The sequence below is a fragment of the Ferruginibacter sp. genome (genome assembly GCF_028288465.1).
In the GTDB taxonomy this organism is placed as follows: Bacteria; Bacteroidota; Bacteroidia; order Chitinophagales; family Chitinophagaceae; genus Ferruginibacter.
This window is the reverse complement of the sequence record NZ_JAQBNR010000028.1, coordinates 1-24,213: the sequence shown is the minus strand read 5'-3', so window position 1 is coordinate 24,213 and position 24,213 is coordinate 1. Positions and strand designations below refer to the sequence as shown.

Genomic DNA, 24,213 nt, shown 5'->3' with positions numbered 1-24,213 from the left:
AAGAAAGAAAAACTTTTGGATATCATGATAAAAGCAGGTGCTAAACTCTGTACAACAATACTTTATAAATTTAAAAGGAGTTTAACCATCATTAAATTGCCGTCAATTTAATTTTTTATATACAAACGCCCATACTACTTTTACAAAAGAAATATGGGCGTTGTTGTTAAGCGGTAATTTCGAGAAAAAGGCAATCAATCGTTAGTACTGCGCAAATATAAAGCGTAACAATTTAATAATAAAATAATTTTAACAGTTTTGTAAGATTTTCATATGGCAAGCAATCGTTAAAGTCCTTCCGTTTCTACGGAAGGACTATTTTTTTGTGGTCACTCGTTTTTTCTGTATGATTGGCTTTGCTTAAATGTATATATACAATATAAACTTATACCGGAAAATAATAGGAATACCTATTTTTTTGTGAAGACCGGGCATCCTGTTCATCATCTTAGTATTTCTCAATAATTTCAGTGCCGTTTGTGAGGATAAACACCAGTTCACGCAGACTGCCATGGTATTATCTCGAGAACCCTAACCTCATTTTTTGCAAATTTTCCGGCTACTATTTTCGATTTATATAAGATGATTTGCATGCAATTAAGCAATAATAGTATTTGCCTTGCGAACCGATTGCTGCAATTGCTCCATGCCGTTTATTGGGAATACTGTCTGTAAACGGTCGGTAGAATTTTTTCGCAGGACAAATTCAGGCACCACATTTATGTTGGCCATCATTAAAATAACATGGTGTGAATCAAACGCAACAGGCCTTTTCCTTGATATGGATATACTTAACGGTCATTAAACATCTTATAAGATAGTTTTTTACACACAGGTGTACAGACTACTTTTACAAAAGAAATAAGGGCACATACAAAAAGCCGGGAGAAGTAAAAAGATAACAATCCCTAATGTGCAGTGAGATGTTGAGGAGATCAATTCTACTTTTTTAAGATTTTCATATGGCAAGCAATCGTTAATGTCCTTCCGTTTCTACGGAAGGACTATTTTTTTTCAGTAATATTTTGTCTTGCTGCCAGGTTTCCCCCATAATTAAATGAAGAAAAATAATCTTACTCTTCTTTATACCCCATAGAAAACTGCAGATAAACACTCCGGCTAAAAAGAGCCTTGGTTACATGTTTCCTGGTGCAATCTTCTCCGGACCTGCTTAGCATCATTCTTGTAAATCTAACCTTCATCGCAATGCATAAAAATCAATAAATACAGGCAGTAAGTTGCAGGAAATTAGTACTGGGTAAAGCGAGAGAATAAAAAATAAGTACCTAATTTCATAGCATGTTCAGGAGGGACCATTTTACGGTCTCGTCTTTTTGAAGAACGTTATTATCAAAAACGAATTAGCTCCATATTGTTAAACACTCAGGTATTGAAAATAATATTGACATGCCACCGGGGAGCATACATGACTGACAAAATTTGCTTTGCTATTTGTTGTCTGCTTTTTGTCCCATTTGGTTTACAAGCGCAACTTTGCAACGGTAACCTGGGTGACCCCGTTGTAAATGTTACATTTGGTGTAAAGAGCTCAAAATTGCCTGCTTCAGCCACATCCTTTGATTATTCCGGCGGTTGCCCTGGTAAAGGAACGTACAGTGTTACCAATTTTTTGCTGGGCTGTGGTGACCATACATGGTTTTTATTAGCAGGCGACCACACCCAGGATGAGGGGGGTGCCTATATGATAGTAAATGCAGAAAGTACACCAGGAGTAATTTACACCGATACTGTTCATGAATTGTGTGGTAATACCAATTACCAGTTTGCCGCATGGATTACAAACGTAATGCAGCCAATTACATGCGGGGGTACCCCAGTATTGCCTAATATAAATTTTACCGTCGAAACGCTGTCGGGAACTATTTTAGCCAGTAACAGTACTGGTAATATACCCGTTACAGCCGATAAAGTATGGAAACAATATGGGGTATCCTTTGTAATGCCGCCCAATATCAATGATGTAAAAATTATCGTGCAAACAACTCCTGGATATGGCTGTGGAAGCGCCTTTGCAATAGATGACATAACATTTGCCATGTGTGGTCCGGCGATAAAGGCTACGCTGGATACCAGTGCTGAGCCTGTAAATGTATGTGCAGGCTATTCAAATCCATTCATATTAGGGGCGTCTTTTGAGCCCGGATTTACTGACCCTGTAACGCAATGGCAAAATAGTGTCGATAGCGGTAAAACATGGAAAAATATCACCGGGGCTACCTCTTCAACTTATTCGATTCCAAGAAGGGATTCAGGTATGGTGCTGTACAGGATATTGCTGGCAGAAAGATCCAATATGGGTTCTGCAAAATGTTGGATAACTTCTAACTTTATCGTGACCAATGTTCATCCCCTGCCTGCGCATTTAGCTCCAAAAAGTATTCGCGGATGCCTTGGAAAAGATGTGATCCTCCCCTATCGGTCAGACATTGCTACCTCGGCTTTATGGACCGGGCCAAATGGATACCTGTCTGATAACAGTTTGTCCATTGTTCCAAATGTGCAATTTTCCGACACTGGATTATACCAGCTGGCACAATCCTATAATTCTGGCTGCAGCACATTAGATAGTTTCTACCTGGGGGTTTTCCCGGGGGTTACCATTTCCATCAACAAGCCCGAAGCATCAATTTGCCAGGGAAAGTCTGTGGTTCTTTCCGCTGCAGGTGGCGAACAATATCAATGGACACCGTCCAACGACTTATCCAGCCCCACTATTGCAAATCCAGTAGCATCCCCTAATAACACCACTATATATAACGTTGCCATCAGCAATGTTTTTGGGTGCAGGGATTCTGCCTGGGTTAAAGTAAGTGTGCTCCAAAACCTGTATGTTAATGCAGGGCCCGATCATAACATAAACCTGGGCGATTCTGTAATATTGAATGCAACCGTTACAGGAACGCTGGTTGATTTTTTTTGGTCACCAGCTACATTCATTAATGACAGTCATTTGGTAACTCCCACAGTGTACCCTACAGAAGATGCCGTATACACATTGAACGCAAATTCAACGGTTGGATGTGGTTCTGGTACCTCATCTGCCAAAATAAAAGTATTTAGAGATATTTTTATACCCAACGCGTTCACCCCTAATGATGACGGCAGAAATGATAAGTTCCAGGTAACAGCTGCAAATAATTACAAACAATTTAAGTTACTCATCTTTAACAAATGGGGTAAGCTGCTTTACTCAAGTGCCAATATTAACAGCTACTGGGATGGCAGATACAAATCTGAGCTTCAGGCCACGGGAGCTTATGTTTACTATGTTGAAATACGTACTGCATCCAATAAAAAAATAATCCGCAAAGGAACTGTTATGTTGTTAAGATAAAAAACGCATATAGTGAAAACGATGTTCTGCAGAATAGTTTTCATGCAACAATATTTACAATCCTTTATCCGCGTAAAAAAAAGGCCTGAATCACGTTGATACAGACCCTGTAAAAAACACTGCTCTTTATTTTATAATTTTCTCCACTATATATTCTCCTACTTTTCTTCCGGCATTAGCGCCTTCATCCACACTATTACGATAATGAATGCCCCCATACACACGGCTGATGGAAGCTTCATCCGCTGCCTGTACAAATGAATTAAAGTGACGTTGCATGCCGATATAACGAAGATCACTTGTATCCTGGAAAGCAAAATTATCACCAAATAATTTTGTCAAAACAACAGCAGCCGAACGGGTGATGGTACTATGCCCGCTGGTATATTCAGGAAATGGGGGTGTTTGCAGATAAGGTGTCCATCCCTGGTCTATTGATTCATTTATTACAGTGACTGGCCGGATAACATTGCTGCGATATTTCTCATCCCAGCAGGATATGAAGGCATCGTACATGGCAATGGCAGTAAGCGCATAGGCCTGTGCCGTTTTTACCTGATCCGCGTGAGTTTGTTTACAGGCAATTGCAGTAATCCCCATCCAGTGGCCGCCCGGTGTAATTTTTTTATTACCAAACATCATGTGTCCGGAGTGTTCAATTACAAACGGATTATCGTCCCAGTAACGGGCCGTTGCCTTCTGCTCTTCAGTTAAATTTATTGCGATATTGTAAACCTCCCGGGTATTTTTATAAAAAACGCTGTTGGTATCGGTGCTGAATGCAGGCGGCCTTGGCGGCATAAACTGAGACGCAGAATCCAACATCATGGGCTTCATTGTATTCCAGCACCACTCTATTCCATCCGAATAATCCGGCGGTGTGGGTCTCCATTTGCCGGCCTCTTCGCTGCCAAGATGTTTAGGCTTTCCCCTCGACTGCAAATAGCCATCAGTTTTTGCCCTGGCCAGTATTACTTTGCCAATTGTATCCCCCAGTGCAACAGAACGTTCATAAACTGAATCATCCAGGCTTTCTTTAAAATTCGTGTATACGTTTTCTTCATAGCTTTTTAACGAATCCACCGAAAACACTTTTACATTTCTGACCACCGTAAAAAAGGCCTTGGTAGCAGCAAGCGTAAAGTCGTACTTTTTACCTTTTTCAGGTGCAGGTATTTTACCAAAGCCCTTTAATTTTTCAGTTATCGAAGGAGTTCCTTCCTTACTGTATTTTATAGCTTCGTAAGAAGCAAGCGAAGAATACACATATATCCTGCTGGCTACCGGTGGCGTAAATACATCGTAGATTATAATCTGCGTAAGGAGATCCTCGTTCTGATGCAGTATTTCAGCATCGGAAATTTTTGGTACTACTTTCTTTTGATGGCAACCGGTAATCAAAATAAAGAGCAATATATAGCAACCGGATTTTTTGAATAAGCTTTTCATTTAATTTGTATATTTTGGACAAAAATGTAATTAGTAGATCTTGCTATTTTTTAATTGTATTTTTTAATATAACGAATGAAGGACCTTCCTTCCAATTGGCAGCTGACTTAATGGAAGATGGTGCAATAGAAAAATTTCCCAACACCAGGTCTGTTTTTCCGTCACCGTCTAAATCTCCTGCATCCATCGTTAGCCATCTTCCGGCAGATGTGCCGGGTATTTTGTATGGTTGAAAATCGAGGTTACCTTTATTTGCAAGGTAAATAAAAGTTTCTTCCGGTTGCTTTACATAATCGGCAAAAAAAGAAATTGCTGCAATATCCAGGTTTCCATCTCCGTCAAAATCTCTCGCAATGGCTTTAAAACACCCATGCATTGGGTAAAACCAGGTTTGTTTAAAGTGATTGGTGCCATCATTTAAAAAAATATAGATTCCGTGATATGGCTTTAATACGATGGAGTAATCCGCGTTGTCCCCACAGGTGTAAACGATATCTGGTTTACCATCCTTATTAAAGTCTGCCATTTCAAAATAAGACGAACCATATATGGGCGGAAAGCGCAATACCTGCTCCTGATCAAATTTGCCCTTACCTTTATTGGTAAACAGAAAAACGCCTTCATCACCCTGTGCAAACAATGCCCAAATATCAGGCAATCCATCCTGGTTTACATCCCGTACATACGCTTTTATGGCTCCGGGAACTTCCCTTATTACATGCCTCTCAAATTTACCACTTCCCTTATTTTCCATCCATGATAAAGCGCCAACCAAATTTCCATATTCGCAAACCAGGTAATCTTTGTGGCCATCGTTGTTAAAATCAGCAGCGGTAACTTGTACAGGTCTTGCCAGGTTGCTAAAGCTGATGCTGGTGTCGGTTTTCAACTTTCCTTTTACATCGGTAACTATAAATGCAGCGCTTCCAAACTTACCATTATTTGGATTCATTATACCTATGTTACAGCTTATAAAACCTTTTTCATTTCTTTCTAAATCAACAACCGGGCTTAAGGCCGGTATGGAATCAGTAAGCTTCAATTGATTGTTGAAACTATACACTTTTTTTGTGGCCATATCCGCCATCATTATCCGATGTGGGTTAAATACAGTATCTATCTGAACGAAAGTGGTAGTGGGTATGTACCGCCTGTATTCAGGCATTGCAACCGTAAATAACTGAGCTCCATCTTTTACAACAGCATTGCTTTTTTGCTGAGTTAACGTATCGGGTGCCAATGCGGTATAATAGCCAACAATATACTGCCATTCCTGTGTGCTGATTAATGGCTTCTCCGGATAAAAATTTTTCGGTACCGCGGGATCATTTTTGCTGGAAGGGTATGTTTTATTTCCATAATAAAAAATTCCCAGCCGGGGCCCCATTTGCGGTAACACCCCATTTGCCCAACTATTGGAATTAAGCAATGAAGGATCTGGTAACAGATGGCATGATTTACAATAGGTGCCGGCTAAAACTTTTCCTTTGGCGATATCAGCATCCGGTGTGTTTTTGTGTGCGTGGTTCTTTTTAAAATCAGTACAGGAAAGCATAACAAGGAAAGTTAACACCCCTAAAAAACACCTGATTTTAAAAATATCCTGATATAATGAAATCATTTTCGACAATTAAAATTCTTAAATTACCAGCTTTTAAATACCAGCAAATCCACGCCGTATTGGTATCTATAGTATCAGGTGATTATCAAAACGGCAACGGGTGTACATAAGATTGTTCATGGCATGGTGGCTACCACCCTCGTTTTCCCGTTTCTGCCTGTAATTGTTACATTGGTCATATTGGCATTCACTTTTAAAAACCTTGCAGATTGAGAAAGAAAAGACGAGCCATAATACAATTCTTTTTTCTGTTTCTTACCATTCTTGAGTAAGATCGCTGCACTTTCATCGCCCGGCTCCAAAGAAATAAAGCGAGCATCCTTCTTTAGTTCAAATACTTTTAGCGGGCCCCGGTTTTGGCCAGCAGCAAGCAGGTATTTTCCATTTACACTTCTCAATTCTACCAATGCCTTTCCATTGCCCGGAATATATATACCACTTTCCAGAATAGACTGTGGTTTAAAATTTCCCTGGCCATCACCCTTCAGGAGTAATCCATTCAATGCATCATAACGGCCAACAGTTACATCAGTTGAGTAATCATTAGTATTAATAACCAGGTCAAGGTTTCCATCATCATCAAAATCTTCTGCTACCATGCCATTTAAGGCTGATAGCTGCGCCTGAACTGGCAATGGCACAAGTGTAAATTTGCCTCCGCCATCATTCCGTACAAAGGAAGAATTAAAATTATTTGCCCTTAAAATTAAAGCATCTTTCAATTGGTCTTTCGAAAACAGTTGTTGCATGGTGGCAACAGCATATGATTTATAATTTTGAAATTTGGATCGCATCCCTATCATTTGCTTTACAGCGTCATCCCTGGTTTGTGCCGGAAACTCTTTTTTGGTGGTATCTTGCTGGCTTACCGGAAGGTATATCGATGGAAATGCGTCATAACTATTATTGTTATCAAAGTCTTTGGCATAAATTGAAACGGGTGTTTGGTCCGTTGCTTTATAAAATGAGTTCTTTCCTAAGTTTCCAATTACATAATCTATATCACCGTCATTGTCAAAATCACCCGCAACGATGCTGTTCCACCACCCTATTTGGTTTGCAATACCAGTAGTTGTAGTTATGTTTTTAAAAGTTCCTTTGTCATTTTTTAAAAAAGTTACCGGCATCCATTCTCCCGCCAGTATTAAATCAAACCACCCATCATTGTCAAAATCTGTAAAAACTGCATCGCATACAAGGCCGATATTATTTAAATCTTTAGCCACCAGCGAAGTCACATCGGTAAATTTTACGTGCCCGTCTTTGGAATCATTTCTGTAAATAAAACTAGAAACCGGTTTGGGGTAATTCCACGGGTCAACTCTTCCTGCAATGAAAAGGTCCAGATCACCATCTTTATCATAATCAATTGCCCTTACACAGGATTTGCTGGTGAAGTTTTGAGGCAATGCAAGAGAATCAAGAGTGAAGCCCGCTTTACCGTTATTGATATACAATTTATCCTGGTAGGCTGCTGTATTAGCTTTGCTTTCAAAACCACCATGAGATAAATAAAGGTCCAGGTCACCGTCGCCGTCGGCGTCAAACAATGTAGTTCCCATGTCCTGAAACTGCATAGCTATATCTTGAATGGGTTTGGGCAAAGTATCCCGCGAAAATGCGCCATTGCTTTTTTGCAGTAAAATAGTTGCACCAGCCATAGAATTACCGCCAACAACAATATCATCCAGGCCATCGCCATTTAAATCTCCGGCAGCGAGTGAGGGACCATACTCTGAAAGTTTATGAGGCAATAATTTCTGAATATTAAAATCAACATAATCTTTTTGCTGATGAACGAAATGAATACCGAGGTTATCAGTTATGTCTTTGAATGAATTGTTTCGTGCAAATATGTCTTGAGTCCACGAGTAGGTATCTGTTGCGTTTTTTATGTCTATTGTAATTGTTTGATCGGTCTTTACATTTTTCAATACTTGTTTTTTGTTACCCGGCCATTTAATAACAATTGAATCAATGGCCATGTAATTACCCAGGCCGAAATGAGCATTTGTTTGTACAGATGATAAATATCCACGGTACGGTGTTTCTTCATAAACCTGCTGCATACCACCTCCATAATAAACTTCTATCCACGCCCCTAATCCGTTTTTGTTCAACGAATCACCTGTGAGTTGTACACCTAAATAGTGGCTTTCTGCTGGTTTTGAATCCCTGAGTGTATTCTCATAAACAGAAGCCTCATCATTGATATTGTTAATAACCATATCTAAATCGCCATCATTATCCAGGTCTGCGTATGCAGCCCCATTTGAAAAAGATACGTTAGTAAGACCCCAGCTGGATGACACATTACTGAAAGTGAGATTTCCGCTATTTTGAAATGCATATTTATGCAGTTTAACCTGGGGAATTTGCTGCAGGGTAAATTCCTTGGAAGCTATTGCAGATGACTGTTGACGAAAAGCGATGAAATCATGATCTGTAATGTCTTTGGGATATCCATTGGTAACTACCAGGTCACGATAGCCATCATTGTTAAAATCGGCCACCAAAGGGCACCAGCTCCAATCTGTTTCTGCTATGCCGGCAAAATAGCCAACGTCACTAAAAACAGGGTCGCCAATTGAATCGTTTCTGTTTATCCTTGGGCCCTGGTTCACCTGCAGGGTATTTCTTACGTATTGATACTGATAATTAAAATAATCGCTATTCTGGTAATTTTGATAACCGCCGGCGCTCAACATCATTTTTTTCCGATAATTATCTTCAGGATTCATGTCCAGTTCTACCAGATCAGGTAAACCATCATTATTGATGTCGATAATATCCTGCCCCATACCATTTGCCGAGGTGTGTTTAAAATAGGATGATGCTTTATCTGTAAAAGTTCCGTCATGATTGTTTATATATAACAGGTCATTAGAATTAAAATCATTTGTTACAAAAATATCTTTCCACCCATCCTTATTGATATCAGCGATGGAAACCCCATGCCCGTATCCTTCAATTGTAAGCCCGGCTTCTTTGGTCACATTTGTAAATACAGGATGTTTTAAGGTAGCATTCATGTCATTTCTATACAGCCTGCCGGTACTGGCGAATGTACCATCTGTTATCTTAGGCCTGTAAATAGCAGGATTGACTGTTTTTAAAATCTGGTTAACTGCCAGGTACATATCCAGGTCGCCGTCGTTATCATAATCAAAAAAAGCTGCCATGGTAGAATGGGTAGTATCATCTAAGCCATATGCTGCAGCCATTTCTTTAAATGCCGGAATCCCATTTTTATCCGGTCCCTGGTTTATGTAAAGCAGATTTTTTCGTTTTTCCGGATCTTTATCCATGGAGGCACATATATACATGTCTTGCAGCCCATCATTATTAATATCTATTACGGACACTCCCCTGCACCATTTACCCTTTCCATTTACGCCAGCCGCATCTGTAACATCTTCAAAATGCATTTTGCCTTTGTTCAGGTACAATTTATTTGATACCAGGTTTCCTGTGAAATAAATATCCTGCAAACCATCATTATTAAAGTCGCCTATTCCCACGCCACCACCGTTATAAATATTGGTTATGTCAATTGGATTTATGGAATCGTTTTCAACTATTTTGTTATTAAAGTATATCCCCGATTTATCCGCTGAAACTAAATGAAAAAGGGTAGTTTTTTGTTTGCAGGAAAAACAGAAAGAGGCGACAGATAATAAAAAAGCAATTCCACAGTTCGGTTTCATACAATTACTTTTCAGCAAGGTTAATATAAGTTGTTAAAATTACAAAAAAAGAGACAGGGGTTGGCCTGTCTCTTTTCTATTATTTAAAATGCACAATAAGTATTAATAACCAGGATTTTGTTTAACCCTGATTTTGCCGTCTGAATTTAAGTTGTCAATCGTGCCCAATGGTATTGGGAAGTATTCATTTTTACCTGCAACAAAATTCGCGTCCTGTTTTAACGGTCTGGCATCTTTTTCTCTTGCGATATAAGTATTAATTGTTGGCGCTGCAATTCCCCATCTTACCAGGTCAAAGAAACGATGACCTTCCATAGCCAGCTCCAGGCGTCTTTCAAACTGGATCGCTTTGATTGCATTCGCCGGAGTGAAAGTTGCTGCAGTGTATAAACCAATTTTGTAATTAGAAGCCGGAGTAGTCTGATCTTTAAAAGTAGCTGTAGGAGCATCATAAGAAGTAACGTCAGCAACGCCATTCACTACAGGATATTTATACACCCATCCGGTTGGGTTTGCTGCCCTTGATCTAACCTGGTTTACATATCCCATCGCAGTAGGAATATCGCCGGCAGTCACGGCACATTCGGCAGCCCACAACAATATGTCTGCATATCGTATCAGGTTAACATTATTGGCTACCAATTCGGTTGGTCCCCAATAAGAACTTCCCACGTCTGTGAATGCACCTTTCTGAGAGGCCGCATAAACATTTTTCATAGGACTAAAATGCCCGTCATTCAAAACGTTTCTTATCCATGCATCTCCCGGATGGTTGCCCCAATCCAGGTAAGGAATACCTTTCCTGCCGATTGTCCAGTCAATACGGGGATCTAATGTACCTGTGTAAGGAGCAGTAGGGTCTCCTACTTTTGCACCAGTTGCGTATGACTCATCAAGTAGTGGAAGTCCGTTAGCATCTGTCTTGAATGCATTAGCAAGATCCTGTGAAGGGTTATAAAAACCGCAGCATGCACCCGGACCACCATTGTAAGGAAAGTTTAAGATATCACCGTAGTTACCATTAGGAGAACCGCCCCAATCAACTGAAGAGCCATCCTGAACAGAGGTTTGCGCAGCAAACACTGATTCAGAACTATTCTTCTGGGCAGGGTTAAAGTTCGAATAGAAATGTGGAAGTAAAGCATATTTCGTTCCGCCAGAAGTTTTTCCATTAGCTATAAGATCCTGCAAAATAGGATAAGCATCTGTAAATTTCTTCTGGAACATGTATGCTTTCGCTAAAAACGCCTTCGCCGCAGATTTATTAACTCTTCCAACCTCACTCCATGTTTCAGGCAAATTTGTTATCGCATATTTTAAATCCTCTTCAATCCTTGGCCAAACATCAGTTTCATTGGTAACGTCAGTGTTGGCGGGAGACACCGTTTCATCAGCATAGATAATGTTGTTGAACACCTTCTTTAACTCCATGTGAAAGAAGGCTCTTAAAAAACGGGCCTGTGCTGTGATAGTGGTTTGGGTAGCTGCTGATATACCCGGGGCAATTGCCAATGTATTAATCACATCATTGCAACGCTGTGCACCATTGTAACACAGGTTCCATTTTTGTGGAACAGCTCCATTGGTTGGTGTTAATGAGATGAATTTTTCGAAGGGTGCAAAGTCGTTTACATCCGTCGGATCAGAACCTTTGTATGCATCGTCACTTGCTACGCCACCATACCCCCAGTTAGATGCAGCCGACCCATAGTTACCATCACCAGAGGATCCATTTCCATCCACCAGCGAATACGCACCGATCAGCAGGCCTTGAACACCAGCTTCTGTGGCTACAATCGAAGGGTTGAGCGTTCCTAACGGAGGCTTATTTAAAAACTCCTTACTACACGCCACCAGTACTATTACAACGATAGCCGTGGAAATTAAAAATTTATATTTGATACTTTTCATAAAAAAATAATTGAATCAATTTTAGAAATTAAGATTTATACCAATCAGGTAAGATGGCGTATGTGGATAGTTCCCCTGATCGATACCAAACTGAGTTGTATTATCGATTGTTTTTCCATTATTTGAAGAAGTACTTTGTAATTCCGGATCCAGTCCTTTGTACTTGGTAATGGTGAACATATTAGCAGATTGGATATAAATCCTCAGACGCTCAACTCCAAATTTTGACAGCAACCTGCCAGGCAATACATAGCCTATCTGCATTTGCTTATTACGCAGGTAAGACCCCTTACTGATAAAATAGCTGTTTGCAACTGCGTCAGAGCTGAATCCACCCGTAGTACGCAATTTAGGCACAGTGGCACCGGGGTTGGTAGGTGTCCAGGAATTGACAGCTGCTTCTCTTCTCATACCGCCTTTAAAGAAATCAGGAAAATCCGTAAAAGTTTTTGTATTGTCAAAAATATCATTTCCTTTCATTCCGAAAAAGAAGGTAGAAAAATCAAAATTCTTATAATTGAAGCCAATATTTAAACCATAGGTAAAATCAGGATTTGGATTACCTATGAAAGTGCGGTCGTTATCATCTATTTTGCCGTTTCCATCAACGTCCTTGTATCTAAACAAACCCGGCGCTGCATCAATTTGTGTTGGTGCCTTTGCAACCTCATCTGCGCTCTGGAATAATCCCAGTACCTGGTATCCATAAAATGCACCTACAGGATGACCTTCCTGGTTACGTGTTGGTGTTATATTTCTAATGCCAGGGCCGTTAAAGTAAGGTAAACCCGGTATGTCTACAATCTTATTGTTATAAGATGTAAATGTAGCTGTGATATCAAAATGGAAATCTTTGGCCACCGCACCATGGTAAGTTAAACTACCGTCGATACCGGTATTTTGCATATCGCCGATATTTACTTTTGGAAGATCTGCATCACCCACAAATACCCTGTCGTAAGGAATACCTGATGCTGTAAACAGCAAGCCACTTACTTTCTTTTTATAATAGTCGATGGTTAAATCGAATTTATTATTCAGGAATACCGCATCAAATCCAATGTTAGAGATGATATCACCTTCCCAGGTTGTTGCGGGGTTACCAATATTACTTCTGTAAAAACCACCATTTGGTGAAGTACTGCTACCATTTACAGAATAGAAAGAACGGCCAAACCTTGTTCCATACAAATTAAACGGATTGGTACCATTTACGTTACTGATAGACCCGAGTTTACCCCAGCTATACCTGATTTTAAGATCATTAATAAATGTAATGCCTTTGAAAAAATTCTCTTCGGAAATTCTCCAGGCTGCTGATACTGCAGGGAAATATCCTGTTCTAACACTGTCTACAAATACTGACGATGCGTCTCTTCTAAGACTTCCGTTGATGAGGTATTTTCCTTTATAACCATACTCAAGACGTGCAAACTGCGACCAAAGAGAACTTTGATAGGCATAACCAGAGTTTGACTGAGCTCCTGTTCCTGTTCCGATTGTCCAATAGTTAGGATTTTCAGAAAAATAATTACTTCTTCCTGCACCTACCCCGCGTCCAAAATAACTTACCGCTTCAGTGCCCAACAGCACTTTAACACTATGATCCCCGAAGGTGTTGTTATACGCCAACGTATTGGTAAAAGTCCATTGGTTATCGTAGTTAGCTCCTTCACTAAAAGAATTAGATCCGGTATTTCCTTCGGCATTTTCATACCCTACATAACCAAAGCTATAGTTGTACCCGTTAGATAGCGTGCCTCCAAAGCTGCTACGTGCTGTAAAATGTTTTAAGATGTCGGCTTCTGCATAAACATTTCCTTGTATGGATACCTCTGAACCTTTATTGTCTTTCGTTCTATAGATATCTGCGTATGGGTTACGGGCGTTACCGAAATCATTGGATTTGGTGCCGGCGAAATTACCCATGATGTCATACACCGGGATAACAGCAGACTCACGATAGACCGTAGTAAACGGACTTCCTTCTCCCTGGTTGCCGTAAGTGGGATTTTGTTTATAAAAAATATACGCGTTTTCACCAATGCGAACCTTATCCTTTATATTAAATTGTGTATTCGCTCTTAAAGAATATCGTTTATTGTATTGAAACTTGGCAATACCTTGTTGGTCAAGATACCCCAGTGAAAAGAAGTAAGAACTCCTTTCTGAACCAGAACTGACAGAGATATTGTGGTTTTGAACAGGAGCATTCCTGGTTATTTCATTATACCAGTTTGTCCCTATTTTATTTGCCTTTGTAATTTGATTGGAATTGATATCGTAGGTCGCCGGATCAGTTTTGGGATCACCAGTCATTCCAGCAGTAGGCGTTATGTAATCCGGAATAACTGGGTTGGGGCCCTTACCGAATTGGTTACTACTGGGATTGGCAATACCTGAATTACGCTGCTGCAGCCAGATGGCATTTGCTTCTTCCTGGCTGTTTGCCATCTGGTATCCTTTACCTTGCGTTGTACGACCGTAGTATGCATCGTAACTAACTTTTGCCTTTCCTGATTTACCACGCTTTGTAGTAATAATAATAACACCATTTGAACCGGCAACACCATAAATCGCTGCAGAGGCATCTTTTAGTACCTGCATTGACTCAATGTCAGGTATATTAATATTATGCAAATCACCGCGTACGCCATCTACAATAACCAATGGAGAGTTATTACCGAAAGCGGTAATACCCCTGATCCGGATATCACTTGCTGCACCAGGCTGGCCAGAGGAAATGATTGTAACACCAGAAGCTCTTCCCTGCAACGCTTCTTCGCCAGTACCCACAGGCGTTTGTTTCAGGTCTTTAATATTAACTACTGATACGGCTCCTGTAATTTCTTTCTTTTTTTGAGCAGTATAACCTGTTACTACTATTTCATTGAGGGATGATGTATTTTCCTTCAATGTGACAAGCACATTAGATTTACCGGAAATACTCACTTCCTCGGTGCCATAACCTACTGAAGAAATAACCAGGGTTGATTTACCGTCTGGCACACTGATAGAAAATTGCCCGTTGGCGTCAGAACTCACGGCAACTTTAGATCCTTTTACACTTACAGTAGCCAGCGCAACAGGAGTATTATCCTTTGAATTGGTGACCGTCCCTGTAATTGTTTTTTGCTGTGCACTAATTTGTGAGGAGAGAAATATAAGGCACATCAGCGCATATATTCCCGGGAGAAGTCTTTTTAACATATAGCAGCATATTTGGTTAATGATGAGGCAAATGTGGGTGTTTTTTTTAACAATTTCAAAAATAAAAATGCACATTACTGGTATTATTTTATCCGATAATTATAGAAATCCTATTAACTGTCAATAATGCGAATTATAGTAAGCCCAATAGCATGATTAACTATTGTTATAAAATTTCTTGATGGTCGTCGGTAGTAAAACGCCGCTGATTCTAAATAGCAGACCTGACGTCCTGAAATTTTAAAAGTTATAAGCAGTATGCTTACTAACGAGGCCAGCCATATTTTCATTTATATGTAGCCGTTCCTACTAACACTATTTTACCATCAACCTATACAGACTTCTCCAGACGTGGTGATGAGTTTACCTGGGGCTGGAGCATCGGGCTATTGACTACTGCCGTATGTTAATATAAAATTAAACACCCATAGTAGGCATCATGTTATTGATTCGAATCAGGGCAGCTTCAGTAATGAATGCCTAATAAATCCCAATAACTTTATGTAAGCATAGTATTGATCTCTTGTTAATAAATTTATAAGGATTACAAATTAAGGAGTATAAACTTTCCCCCTGGAATCGGTAATTTGAACAGACAATACATTATCACTGATGTTCAAAAACCTTGCGGACTGAGACAAAAAGGAAGCACCATAATTGGTTTCCATCTTTTGCTTTTTTCCATTTTTATACGTGATAACAGCACTGACATCCAGCGGTTTCAGGGCGATCACTTTTTGGTTTGACTTCCACTCAAAAACTTTCAGCTTACCCTTATTCTGGCTGGCAGCTATGATAGTTTTACCTGAAGCGGTTTTTAATTTTACAAGAGCTTTACCATTACCGGGAATGAACCAGCCACTTTTTAAAATGGATACCGGCAAAAAATCTCCTTTACCATCACCCGTTAATAAAAGTCCGTTACCGGCATCGTACCTGCCAACCGAAACTTCGGTACTGTAATCATTTTGATTCATCAGCACGTCCAGATTACCATCTCCGTTAAAATCATCCACAAGCATTCCATTAATGCACGAATACTGGGCCTGGGCTGGCAATGGAATTAATTGAAACCTGCCATTACCCATATTTTTTAAATAGCTGCTGGCAAAATAATCAGCAGTTAATATTAATGCGTCTTTGAGCTCAGCTTTTGAAAACATCGAATCAATAGTTGCTGTTGCATATGATTTATAATTTTGAAATTTCGATCTGAACATAATCATTTGCTTTACCATATCGTCCCTGGTGTGTGCCGGAAATTCCCGTTTAGTAGTATCCAGTTGGGAAGATGGTAAAAACAAGGTCGGTACTGCATCAAAACTTCCATTGTTATCAAAGTCTTTTGCATAAATTTTTACGGGATAATTTTCACTGGCACGATAAAAGGAATTTAATCCCAGGTTACCTACTATATAATCCATCTTGCCGTCATTATCAAAATCCCCCGGCACGATACTCGTCCACCAGCCTTTTTTATTTTGAACCCCGGAGAAGGAAGTAACATCTGTGAATATCCCCCTGGTATTTTTTAAAAATGTCACCGGCATCCACTCTCCGGTCAATATCAGATCCTGCCAGCCATCATTATCAAAATCGGTCCAAACTGCATCGCAAATAAGTCCCGCTTTAATTAAAGATTTCGCAACAGTGGAGGTTACATCAGTAAATTTCACAACACCTTTTTCAGAGTCATTGCGGTAAATAAAACTGGATACCGGCATTGGGTACTTCCAGGGTTCAACCCTGCCGGCAATAAATAAATCAAGGTCGCCGTCGTTGTCATAATCAGCAACCCTTACACACGACTTGCTTGTAAAGTTCCTGGGAATAGCCATTGAGTCGGCAGTGAATTTGCCTTTGCCATTATTAATGAAAAATTTATCCTGGTAAGGATAGGTTTCGGCCTGGTCTGCGTAACCGCCGCTGCCTGCAAATAAATCCAGATCACCATCACCATCTGCATCAAATAAAACAATCCCCATATCCATTGATCGTGTACCGGTACTGTCGGCTTTATCAGATAATTTATTTTGCAAAAAGGAGCCGTTCCGCTGTTGCAGTAACAGCGTGGTCGCTTGTTGGTCAGTACCTCCGATTACAATATCGTCCAATCCGTCCCCGTTCACATCGCCACATGCAAGTGCAGGTCCATATTCACTGAACTTATGAGGTAATAATTTTTGCACATTAAAATCGATAAAATCATTTTGCTTATGCTGGTAATGTACATTGACAGCATCTGAAATTTCCGTAAAAAAAGTATGTTGGGCAATAACAGGCCGGGCCCAATCAAATTTTTCAATGGCATCTTTTTTATTAATGGTGATGGTTTTGTCGACCGCTACATTTTTTAAAACCTGCATTGTACCATTCTGCCATTTAACAATCACTGAATCAATCTTGGCAATATTGCCTAAGCCAAAGTGAGCCTCTAACTGGTGAGACGATAAATACCCTCTGTAAGGAGTTTGCTCAACAACCTGTTGTTTACCAACGTAGTGCAACTCAATCCAGGCGCCTATTCCATTGCGGTTAAGTGAATCTCCCACAAGCTTTACAGCCAGGTAATGATTGTTGTTTTCCTTCCTGTTCATTGATGTATTTTCATACACAAGTGCCTCATCATCGATATTGTTTATAATCATATCCATGTCACCATCATTATCAAGATCTGCACAGGCGGCTCCGTTGGAAAAAGTTGGCTTTTCAAGACCCCAGTTACTGGTTTCATCGGTAAAGTTGGTGTTGCCATTATTGTGATAGGCATAATTGTGAATTTTAACCATTGGCACCTGGGATAATGTGTACTCGGTACTGGCAATTTTAAATGATCGTTGCCGGAAGGCAATGAAATCATGATCGGTAACATCCCTTGGAAAACCATTTGTAATAACAATATCCCGGAGGCCATCATTGTCAAAATCCTGCACCAGCGGCGTCCAGCTCCAGTCTGTTTCGGCTATGCCCGCAAAAAAACCAATATCGCTAAAAACAGGGTCCCCTATTGAATCTTGTTGATTAATCCTTGGCCCCTGGTTAAGTTGTAACGTATTGCGTACATATTGATATTCGTAACCGTAACGATCACTGTTTTGATAGTTTTGATAACTGTTGGCAGACATCATCATTTTCTTCCGGAGATTGTCCTGGGGATTCATATCCAACTCTACCACATCTGAAAGTCCGTCGTTATTGATATCAATCACATCCTGTCCCATTCCATTGGCAGATGTATGTTTAAAATAAACACTGGCTTTATCGCTGAACGTTCCATCATGGTTATTGATGTATAAAATATCACTGGAATTAAAATCGTTTGTGACGAAAATATCCTTCCATCCGTCTTTGTTAAAATCAGCAATATTTACGCTGTGGCCATAGCCTTCAATGGTTATTCCTGCCTGTTTTGACACATTTGTAAACACCGGATGTTTCAGGTTTGGATCCCAGTCATTTCGATATAATCTACCTGTGCTTGGATGGGACCCATCGGTAATGATTGGGCGGAAGGAACCCGGGTTATCATTTTTTAAAATTTCATTCACCACCAGGTACATGTCGAGGTCGCCATCGTTATCGTAGTCAAAAAAACTGGCCATAGTGGAATGCGTAGTATCATTGAGGCCATATGCTTCAGCCATGTCAGTAAAGTGAGGAACCCCGTCTTTATCAATACCTTTATTTATATACAATATGTTTTGTCTTTTAGACGGATCTTTTTCCATAGACACACAGACATACATGTCAAGCAGCCCGTCATTATTTATGTCAATCGTCGCAACGCCCCGGCACCAGCGACCTTCACCGGTAACATTCGCCTTTTCTGTAACGTCCTCAAACTTTAAATTTCCGTGGTTAACGTAGAGTTTATTTGAAACAAGATTGCCACTAAAGTAAATGTCCTGCAAACCATCGTTATTAAAGTCGCCTATCGCCACACCGCCGCCGTTGTAAATGTTAGTAACATCTATCGGATTAATAGAATCATTTTCTTGTATTAAATTATTGAAGTGAATATTCGAATGCCCCGGGGATACTTCCACGAAAAGAGTCCTGTTATGGCATGAAAGAAGCATACAAATACCGCAAATGACAAGTAAAAAAGTAAGCGATCGCATATGGCAATTTTATGGAAATGTAGTAAATTCTGGTATATAAAAAAGGCAGAGAATTAACTCTGCCTTTTTAGTCTAAATATTCTTTAATAATTCCAGATCACGATCGGTTAATAGCCGGGATTCTGTGTAAGCGTATTACCATACTTGGCAGCTACATCAATGATACTTGCCGGAATTGGGAAATATTCATTTTTTCCAGCAGTGAAACTGGCTGTTGACTTGTAAGTTCTTTTCAGTTTTTCCTTTGCTAAATAAGCGTTCAATGTTTCCGCTGCAATACCCCAGCGCACCAGGTCAAAGAAACGATGGCCTTCCTCAGCCAATTCCAATCTTCTTTCAAAACGCACAGCTGTTCTCGCTTCAGCCTGTGAAGCAAACGGAGTACTATATTCATTAATTACATAGTTAGCAGGCGCTCCTTGTACCCAGCTTGCAGGGTTTTTAGCCCTTGCACGTACCTGGTTGATATAAGTCTGCGCTTTTGCCAAAGAACCTACTTCAATTTCAGCCTCTGCAGCCATTAGTAATACGTCTGCATAACGAATGAGGTATATGTCTTTTGCTGTAATGTTTTTCCAGCCGGAAGATGTAAGTGTATTTTCATCTTTTTTAGAAAAAACGTGCTTTTTAGGGCTGAAAGGACCTGCATAGTTCTGATCCCTTATCCAGGAATAACCGGGGTGAGGACCCCAATCCCAATAAGGAACACCTCTTCTACCCACTGACCAGTCTAACCTTGGATCGAGCGGAGTTGTAATGTCGTTTGTATATGGATCTGCATCTTTAAGGCCTTGATCATTTTTAAGATCAGCGTCGTTAAATGTTGTAAATAAAGGTAAACCAGCAGGGCTTGTTTTATAAGCATTTACTAAATTTTGAGACGGCTGAAAAAAACCGCAACATCCAAAGTCGCCGCCATAGGGAAATGCAAGCCCTAAGGAGCTTTCACCACTCTGATCTACTGAACCGGAAGCTGCCATGGCTACTCCAAATACTTCTTCTTCATTGTTATCATAATTGGCATCAAAACATTTCCAGTATGCATCCTGTAAACCATAAGTTTTGCCATTTGATGTTTTGCCACTTACAGTAATCACATCGTACAAAGCCTTTGCTTCAGTAAATTTCTTTTCGTACATGTAAGTTTTGGCGAGATAACATGCTGCTGCCCATTTGTTAGCTTTTGCAGCTGCATCCTGTACTTCAGGAAGATTATCGTATGCCGACTTAAAATCGTCTTCAATTTTTGACCATATTTGGTCGGCATTGGTATAACTGGTAGTGGTTTCGTCAATATACGGAACCTTATTCCACATCTTTTTGGCTTCAAAATGGTAGTGCCCTCTTAAAAAACGAGCCTGCGCAACGATGTTCTTTTTATCAGCATCAGCCAAAACCAGGTTGGGGTCATTCGCATCTTTGATAACAACGTTTGCCCTTGCAATACCCTCATATACTGCAATCCATTTATCATAAAAATATGGGTTTGCCGGCTGAGATTTATATTGCTCAACTTCCGTCATCTGCGGTTGGTCATTGGCATCTGTACCTTTATACGCATCATCTGCGCATACTCCGGCTGTCGCCCAGTTACTTGCAGATGGCGCCCACGTACTGGTTACCCCCTGGCCATCTAAAACGCCATATACACCCACCAGTTTAGCTTCCAATCCCTTTTTGTTATTTACCAGGTCGGAGCTATACTGTCCGTACGGTTGGGCATCCAAAAAACTTTTTTTACATGCCTGTAGTATTAGTGTGCCCGCTATTACGGTACAGCCTAACACCAGCACACGCATTTTACTTCTTTTCATATACTTAATGATTTAAATCTTTTAATTAAAATGTCAGGTTTAAGCCAAGAGATACAATTCTTGGGGTTGGAAAGTTACCATAATCAACACCTAAACTGTTGGCGTCAGACTTGGCTTGTCTATAATCAGCCTTTCCCACCTGCTGAGTTGTAAGTTCAGGGTCCAAGCCAGTGTACTTTGTAACTGTAAAGAGATTTTGAGCCTGTAGATAAAAACGCAATTTGTCGACGCCAATTTTCCGCAATAATTCTGCAGGTAATGTATACCCTATTGATAAATTCTTAAGTCTTAAATAGCCTCCTGGTTCAACATAATAACTCACCGGAACCTGTCCACTACTTCCGTCAGCACCGTCCAACACTGGTAGTTTGGCATCTCTGTGCTCCGGTGTCCAGCTGTCGTATAATACTCTCCTATCTCTGTTACCCTGGAAAGTATTAAAATCAGTCCAGTAGCGAACATAATTTATTAACTGTCCACCATTTTTCCAGTAAAGGAATGTAGCGATATCAAAGTTTTTATAAGCAGCATTCAGGTTAATTCCTGCTGTAAAATTTGGATGCGGACTACCCATAAAAGTTCTGTCATCTGGAGTAATCAACCCGTCTGGTTTACCACCCGGACCGCTGAGGTCCTTGTATCTCCATTTGCCAATACCTTTATCTGATTGTTGAGATGCATCCACCTCTGCCTGGTTTTGGAAGAATCCATCAATGATATAGCCAAAGAAGCTAGACATTGGTCTGCCTGTAACAGATCGGTTGAAGGGATCAATACGGGATCTGTTACCTTCCAGGAATGGATCACCTATGGATCCTACTTTGTTTCTATACAAAGAAAAACTCAATCCCGCATCAATCTTAAATTCTCTTCCTAACGTTGTGCGATAGTTAACAGCAAGATCAATTCCTTTATTGGTCATTTCACCAATATTGGTTGGTTGACGATCAACGCTACCAAATAAAATCGGATCAAGTTGCTTCTCATACAATAAATCAGTTGTTTTGCGGGTATATAAATCGAGAACAATATTCAGTTTGTTGTTAAACATCGTTGCATCTATACCAACGTTGGTAGTAGCAGACTGCTCCCATTTAATGCTCGGATTTCCTATCGCAAATAACCTTAAGCCCTGCGTAAAACCAGTATTGCTTCCGTCTATAGGGTAACCTGCATTATTGTCAAATTTATAAGCCGTGATAAAACCGAAATCCTTGGTATTATCGTTTCCAAGAATACCATAACCAACCCGTAACTTAAGATCATTCAACCAGTTGAATTTATTGTGAAGAAATGCTTCTTCAGAAATACGCCAGCCCGCACTCAACGAACTAAAGTTACCATACTTATTGTTTGGACCAAAAACGTTTGAAGATCCATCTCTTCTGAAACTTCCGCTCAAAAGATATTTATCCTGGTAGTTATAATCCAGTTTAGCAATTACAGGGGAGGACTTCCTGTAACGATATTCGTAACTATGTCCCGCAGGAGTCGTACTTAACCCTGAATTGATCTGCCAGAAATTTCTGTCAAAAGAAAAATAGGTGTTATTGGAATTATCCAGCACACGACCTGCGCCTTCAACCATTTCAGTACCTACCAGGGCCTTGATATCGTGTTTACCAAACGACTTTTTAAAACTTACTGTATTAAACCAGGTCATCTGGTAGCCGAAGTTTTGACCTTCGTTAAACGTACCAACACCACCGCGACCTTCAGCGTTTTCGTAGGAAGGAACACCAAAATTATAATAGTAACTTGTTCCGTAATCCATACCAATTACTGATCTCGCGGTAAAATATTTTAAGAAATCGAACTCAGCATAAGCAGATCCTATAATACCGACTTTTCTATCCTTATTATTTTGACCGCGGTAAAGACTTGCGTAGGGATTTTCAGCATTCCCGAGGTTTGATCCCCGTGTACCTGCAAAATTTCCCTTGATATCGAATACAGGTACAATTGGTTGCATACGATAGGCCATTGAGATCGCATTGCCTTCATCCTGATTATTAAAGCCATGCTTATCTATGTAACTAACCTGGAGATTTTCCCCTACACGAACTTTATTTTTTATAATAAAATTGGTATTAGCCCTAACCGAATATCTTTTGTACCCTGTGAAATCAACAATACCATCCTGATTGTAATAGTTTAGGCCTAAAAGGTAATTACCCGTTTCACTACCGCCGGAAACAGACACGTTGTGACTTTGCATGGGAGCGGCCTGCGTAACGGCACCCAACCAGTCCGTACCTGTTTTATTAGCTGCTACAATTAAATAAGTACCGTCTCCATTTACATCATTCAAATCTAATTTGTATTTAGATGGATCGGCAGCAGGATCCCCAGCCTGTACACCACTTGCTGTTCCTGCTAAAATATATTCGGGAATTACTGGAGTGGATGTTGTTGTTTGCCCGCCGTTATATTGGCCAAGATTAAATGTAGTAGCAGTTTGACCTGGGATTCCCTGTTGCAATTTCAACAGATACTGACCATATTCCTGCGTATTTAAAAGATCAAATTTCTTAATCAGAGACTGTGATCCATAATAGGCATCATAGGTAACTTTAGATTTTCCTTTACCTTTTTTTGTGGTAACAATAATTACACCATTGGCGGCAGCTGCACCATAGGCAGCAGCCGAAGAACCGTCTTTTAACACCTGCAAAGATTCGATGTCATTGGGGTTAAGATCACTGATAGAACCTACCCTGGCACCATCCACCACATACAATGGTTCATTCTGATTAAAGGTAGTAAACCCCCTGATCCTGATAGACGCACCAGCGCCCGGAACACCGGATGTACCAACAGTTACACCAGATGCTTTACCCTGAAGCAAACTTTCAACGTTTGATCCTGGATTAGCAACCAGTTCTTTAGCATTTACCACAGTTACAGATCCTGTAATGTCCTTTTTTCTTTGGGCACTATAGCCGGTTACAACTACCTCATTCAGGGCACTCGTTCTTTCTTTCAATGAAAGTTTTACAGATGAGGTGTTAGCGATGCTTACTTC

General features: G+C 40.2%; 9 protein-coding genes. 1 reads left to right on the top strand and 8 read right to left on the bottom strand.

The genetic code is table 11. From position 1 onward, the window contains the following. Positions 1 to 1,390: 1,390 nt before the first annotated feature. A complete protein-coding gene (locus tag JWR61_RS13465; RefSeq protein ID WP_301928293.1) occupies positions 1,391 to 3,355 on the top strand; it encodes a gliding motility-associated C-terminal domain-containing protein in 1,965 nt (654 codons plus the stop codon). Positions 3,356 to 3,481: 126 nt separating this feature from the next. Here the strand turns inward: JWR61_RS13465 and JWR61_RS13460 are convergent, their stop codons facing one another. The 8 genes from JWR61_RS13460 to JWR61_RS13425 form a co-directional block, all read right to left on the bottom strand. Next, positions 3,482 to 4,804 (bottom strand): vanadium-dependent haloperoxidase, encoded by a 1,323-nt coding sequence (locus tag JWR61_RS13460; protein WP_301928292.1) that lies wholly within the window; start codon positions 4,802 to 4,804, stop codon positions 3,482 to 3,484. Positions 4,805 to 4,847: 43 nt separating this feature from the next. Then, the gene (locus JWR61_RS13455; RefSeq protein WP_301928291.1) at positions 4,848 to 6,425 is read right to left on the bottom strand and encodes a VCBS repeat-containing protein; all 1,578 of its coding nucleotides are present in this window, start codon (positions 6,423 to 6,425) and stop codon (positions 4,848 to 4,850) included. Between the two features lie 116 nt (positions 6,426 to 6,541). Continuing rightward, positions 6,542 to 10,132, bottom strand: coding sequence for an FG-GAP-like repeat-containing protein (locus tag JWR61_RS13450; RefSeq protein ID WP_301928290.1), 3,591 nt, complete (start codon positions 10,130 to 10,132; stop codon positions 6,542 to 6,544). Positions 10,133 to 10,234: 102 nt separating this feature from the next. Further along, the gene (locus tag JWR61_RS13445) at positions 10,235 to 12,043 is read right to left on the bottom strand and encodes a RagB/SusD family nutrient uptake outer membrane protein (protein WP_301928289.1); all 1,809 of its coding nucleotides are present in this window, start codon (positions 12,041 to 12,043) and stop codon (positions 10,235 to 10,237) included. A gap of 21 nt (positions 12,044 to 12,064) precedes the next feature. After that, positions 12,065 to 15,253 carry a TonB-dependent receptor gene (locus JWR61_RS13440; RefSeq protein WP_301928288.1) on the bottom strand — a complete coding sequence of 1,063 codons (3,189 nt, stop codon included), beginning with the start codon at positions 15,251 to 15,253 and terminating at the stop codon, positions 12,065 to 12,067. A 551-nt stretch (positions 15,254 to 15,804) separates the two neighbouring features. Beyond that, complete coding sequence (locus JWR61_RS13435; RefSeq protein WP_301928287.1) at positions 15,805 to 19,299, bottom strand: VCBS repeat-containing protein; 3,495 nt, start codon at positions 19,297 to 19,299, stop codon at positions 15,805 to 15,807. Positions 19,300 to 19,481: 182 nt separating this feature from the next. After that, a complete protein-coding gene (locus JWR61_RS13430; protein ID WP_290339398.1) occupies positions 19,482 to 21,188 on the bottom strand; it encodes a RagB/SusD family nutrient uptake outer membrane protein in 1,707 nt (568 codons plus the stop codon). Between the two features lie 25 nt (positions 21,189 to 21,213). Then, positions 21,214 to 24,213 (bottom strand): SusC/RagA family TonB-linked outer membrane protein (locus tag JWR61_RS13425; protein WP_301928286.1); only part of this gene is annotated, 3,000 nt, incomplete at its 5' end.

Bases quoted from the DNA above. Each gene is read 5' to 3' on its own strand.
- JWR61_RS13460 (WP_301928292.1), bottom strand. From the start codon at position 4,804: ATGAAAAGCTTATTCAAAAAATCCGGTTGCTATATATTGCTCTTTATT.
- JWR61_RS13455 (WP_301928291.1), bottom strand. From the start codon at position 6,425: ATGATTTCATTATATCAGGATATTTTTAAAATCAGGTGTTTTTTAGGG.
- JWR61_RS13450 (WP_301928290.1), bottom strand. From the start codon at position 10,132: ATGAAACCGAACTGTGGAATTGCTTTTTTATTATCTGTCGCCTCTTTC.
- JWR61_RS13445 (WP_301928289.1), bottom strand. From the start codon at position 12,043: ATGAAAAGTATCAAATATAAATTTTTAATTTCCACGGCTATCGTTGTA.
- JWR61_RS13440 (WP_301928288.1), bottom strand. From the start codon at position 15,253: ATGTTAAAAAGACTTCTCCCGGGAATATATGCGCTGATGTGCCTTATA.
- JWR61_RS13430 (WP_290339398.1), bottom strand. From the start codon at position 21,188: ATGAAAAGAAGTAAAATGCGTGTGCTGGTGTTAGGCTGTACCGTAATA.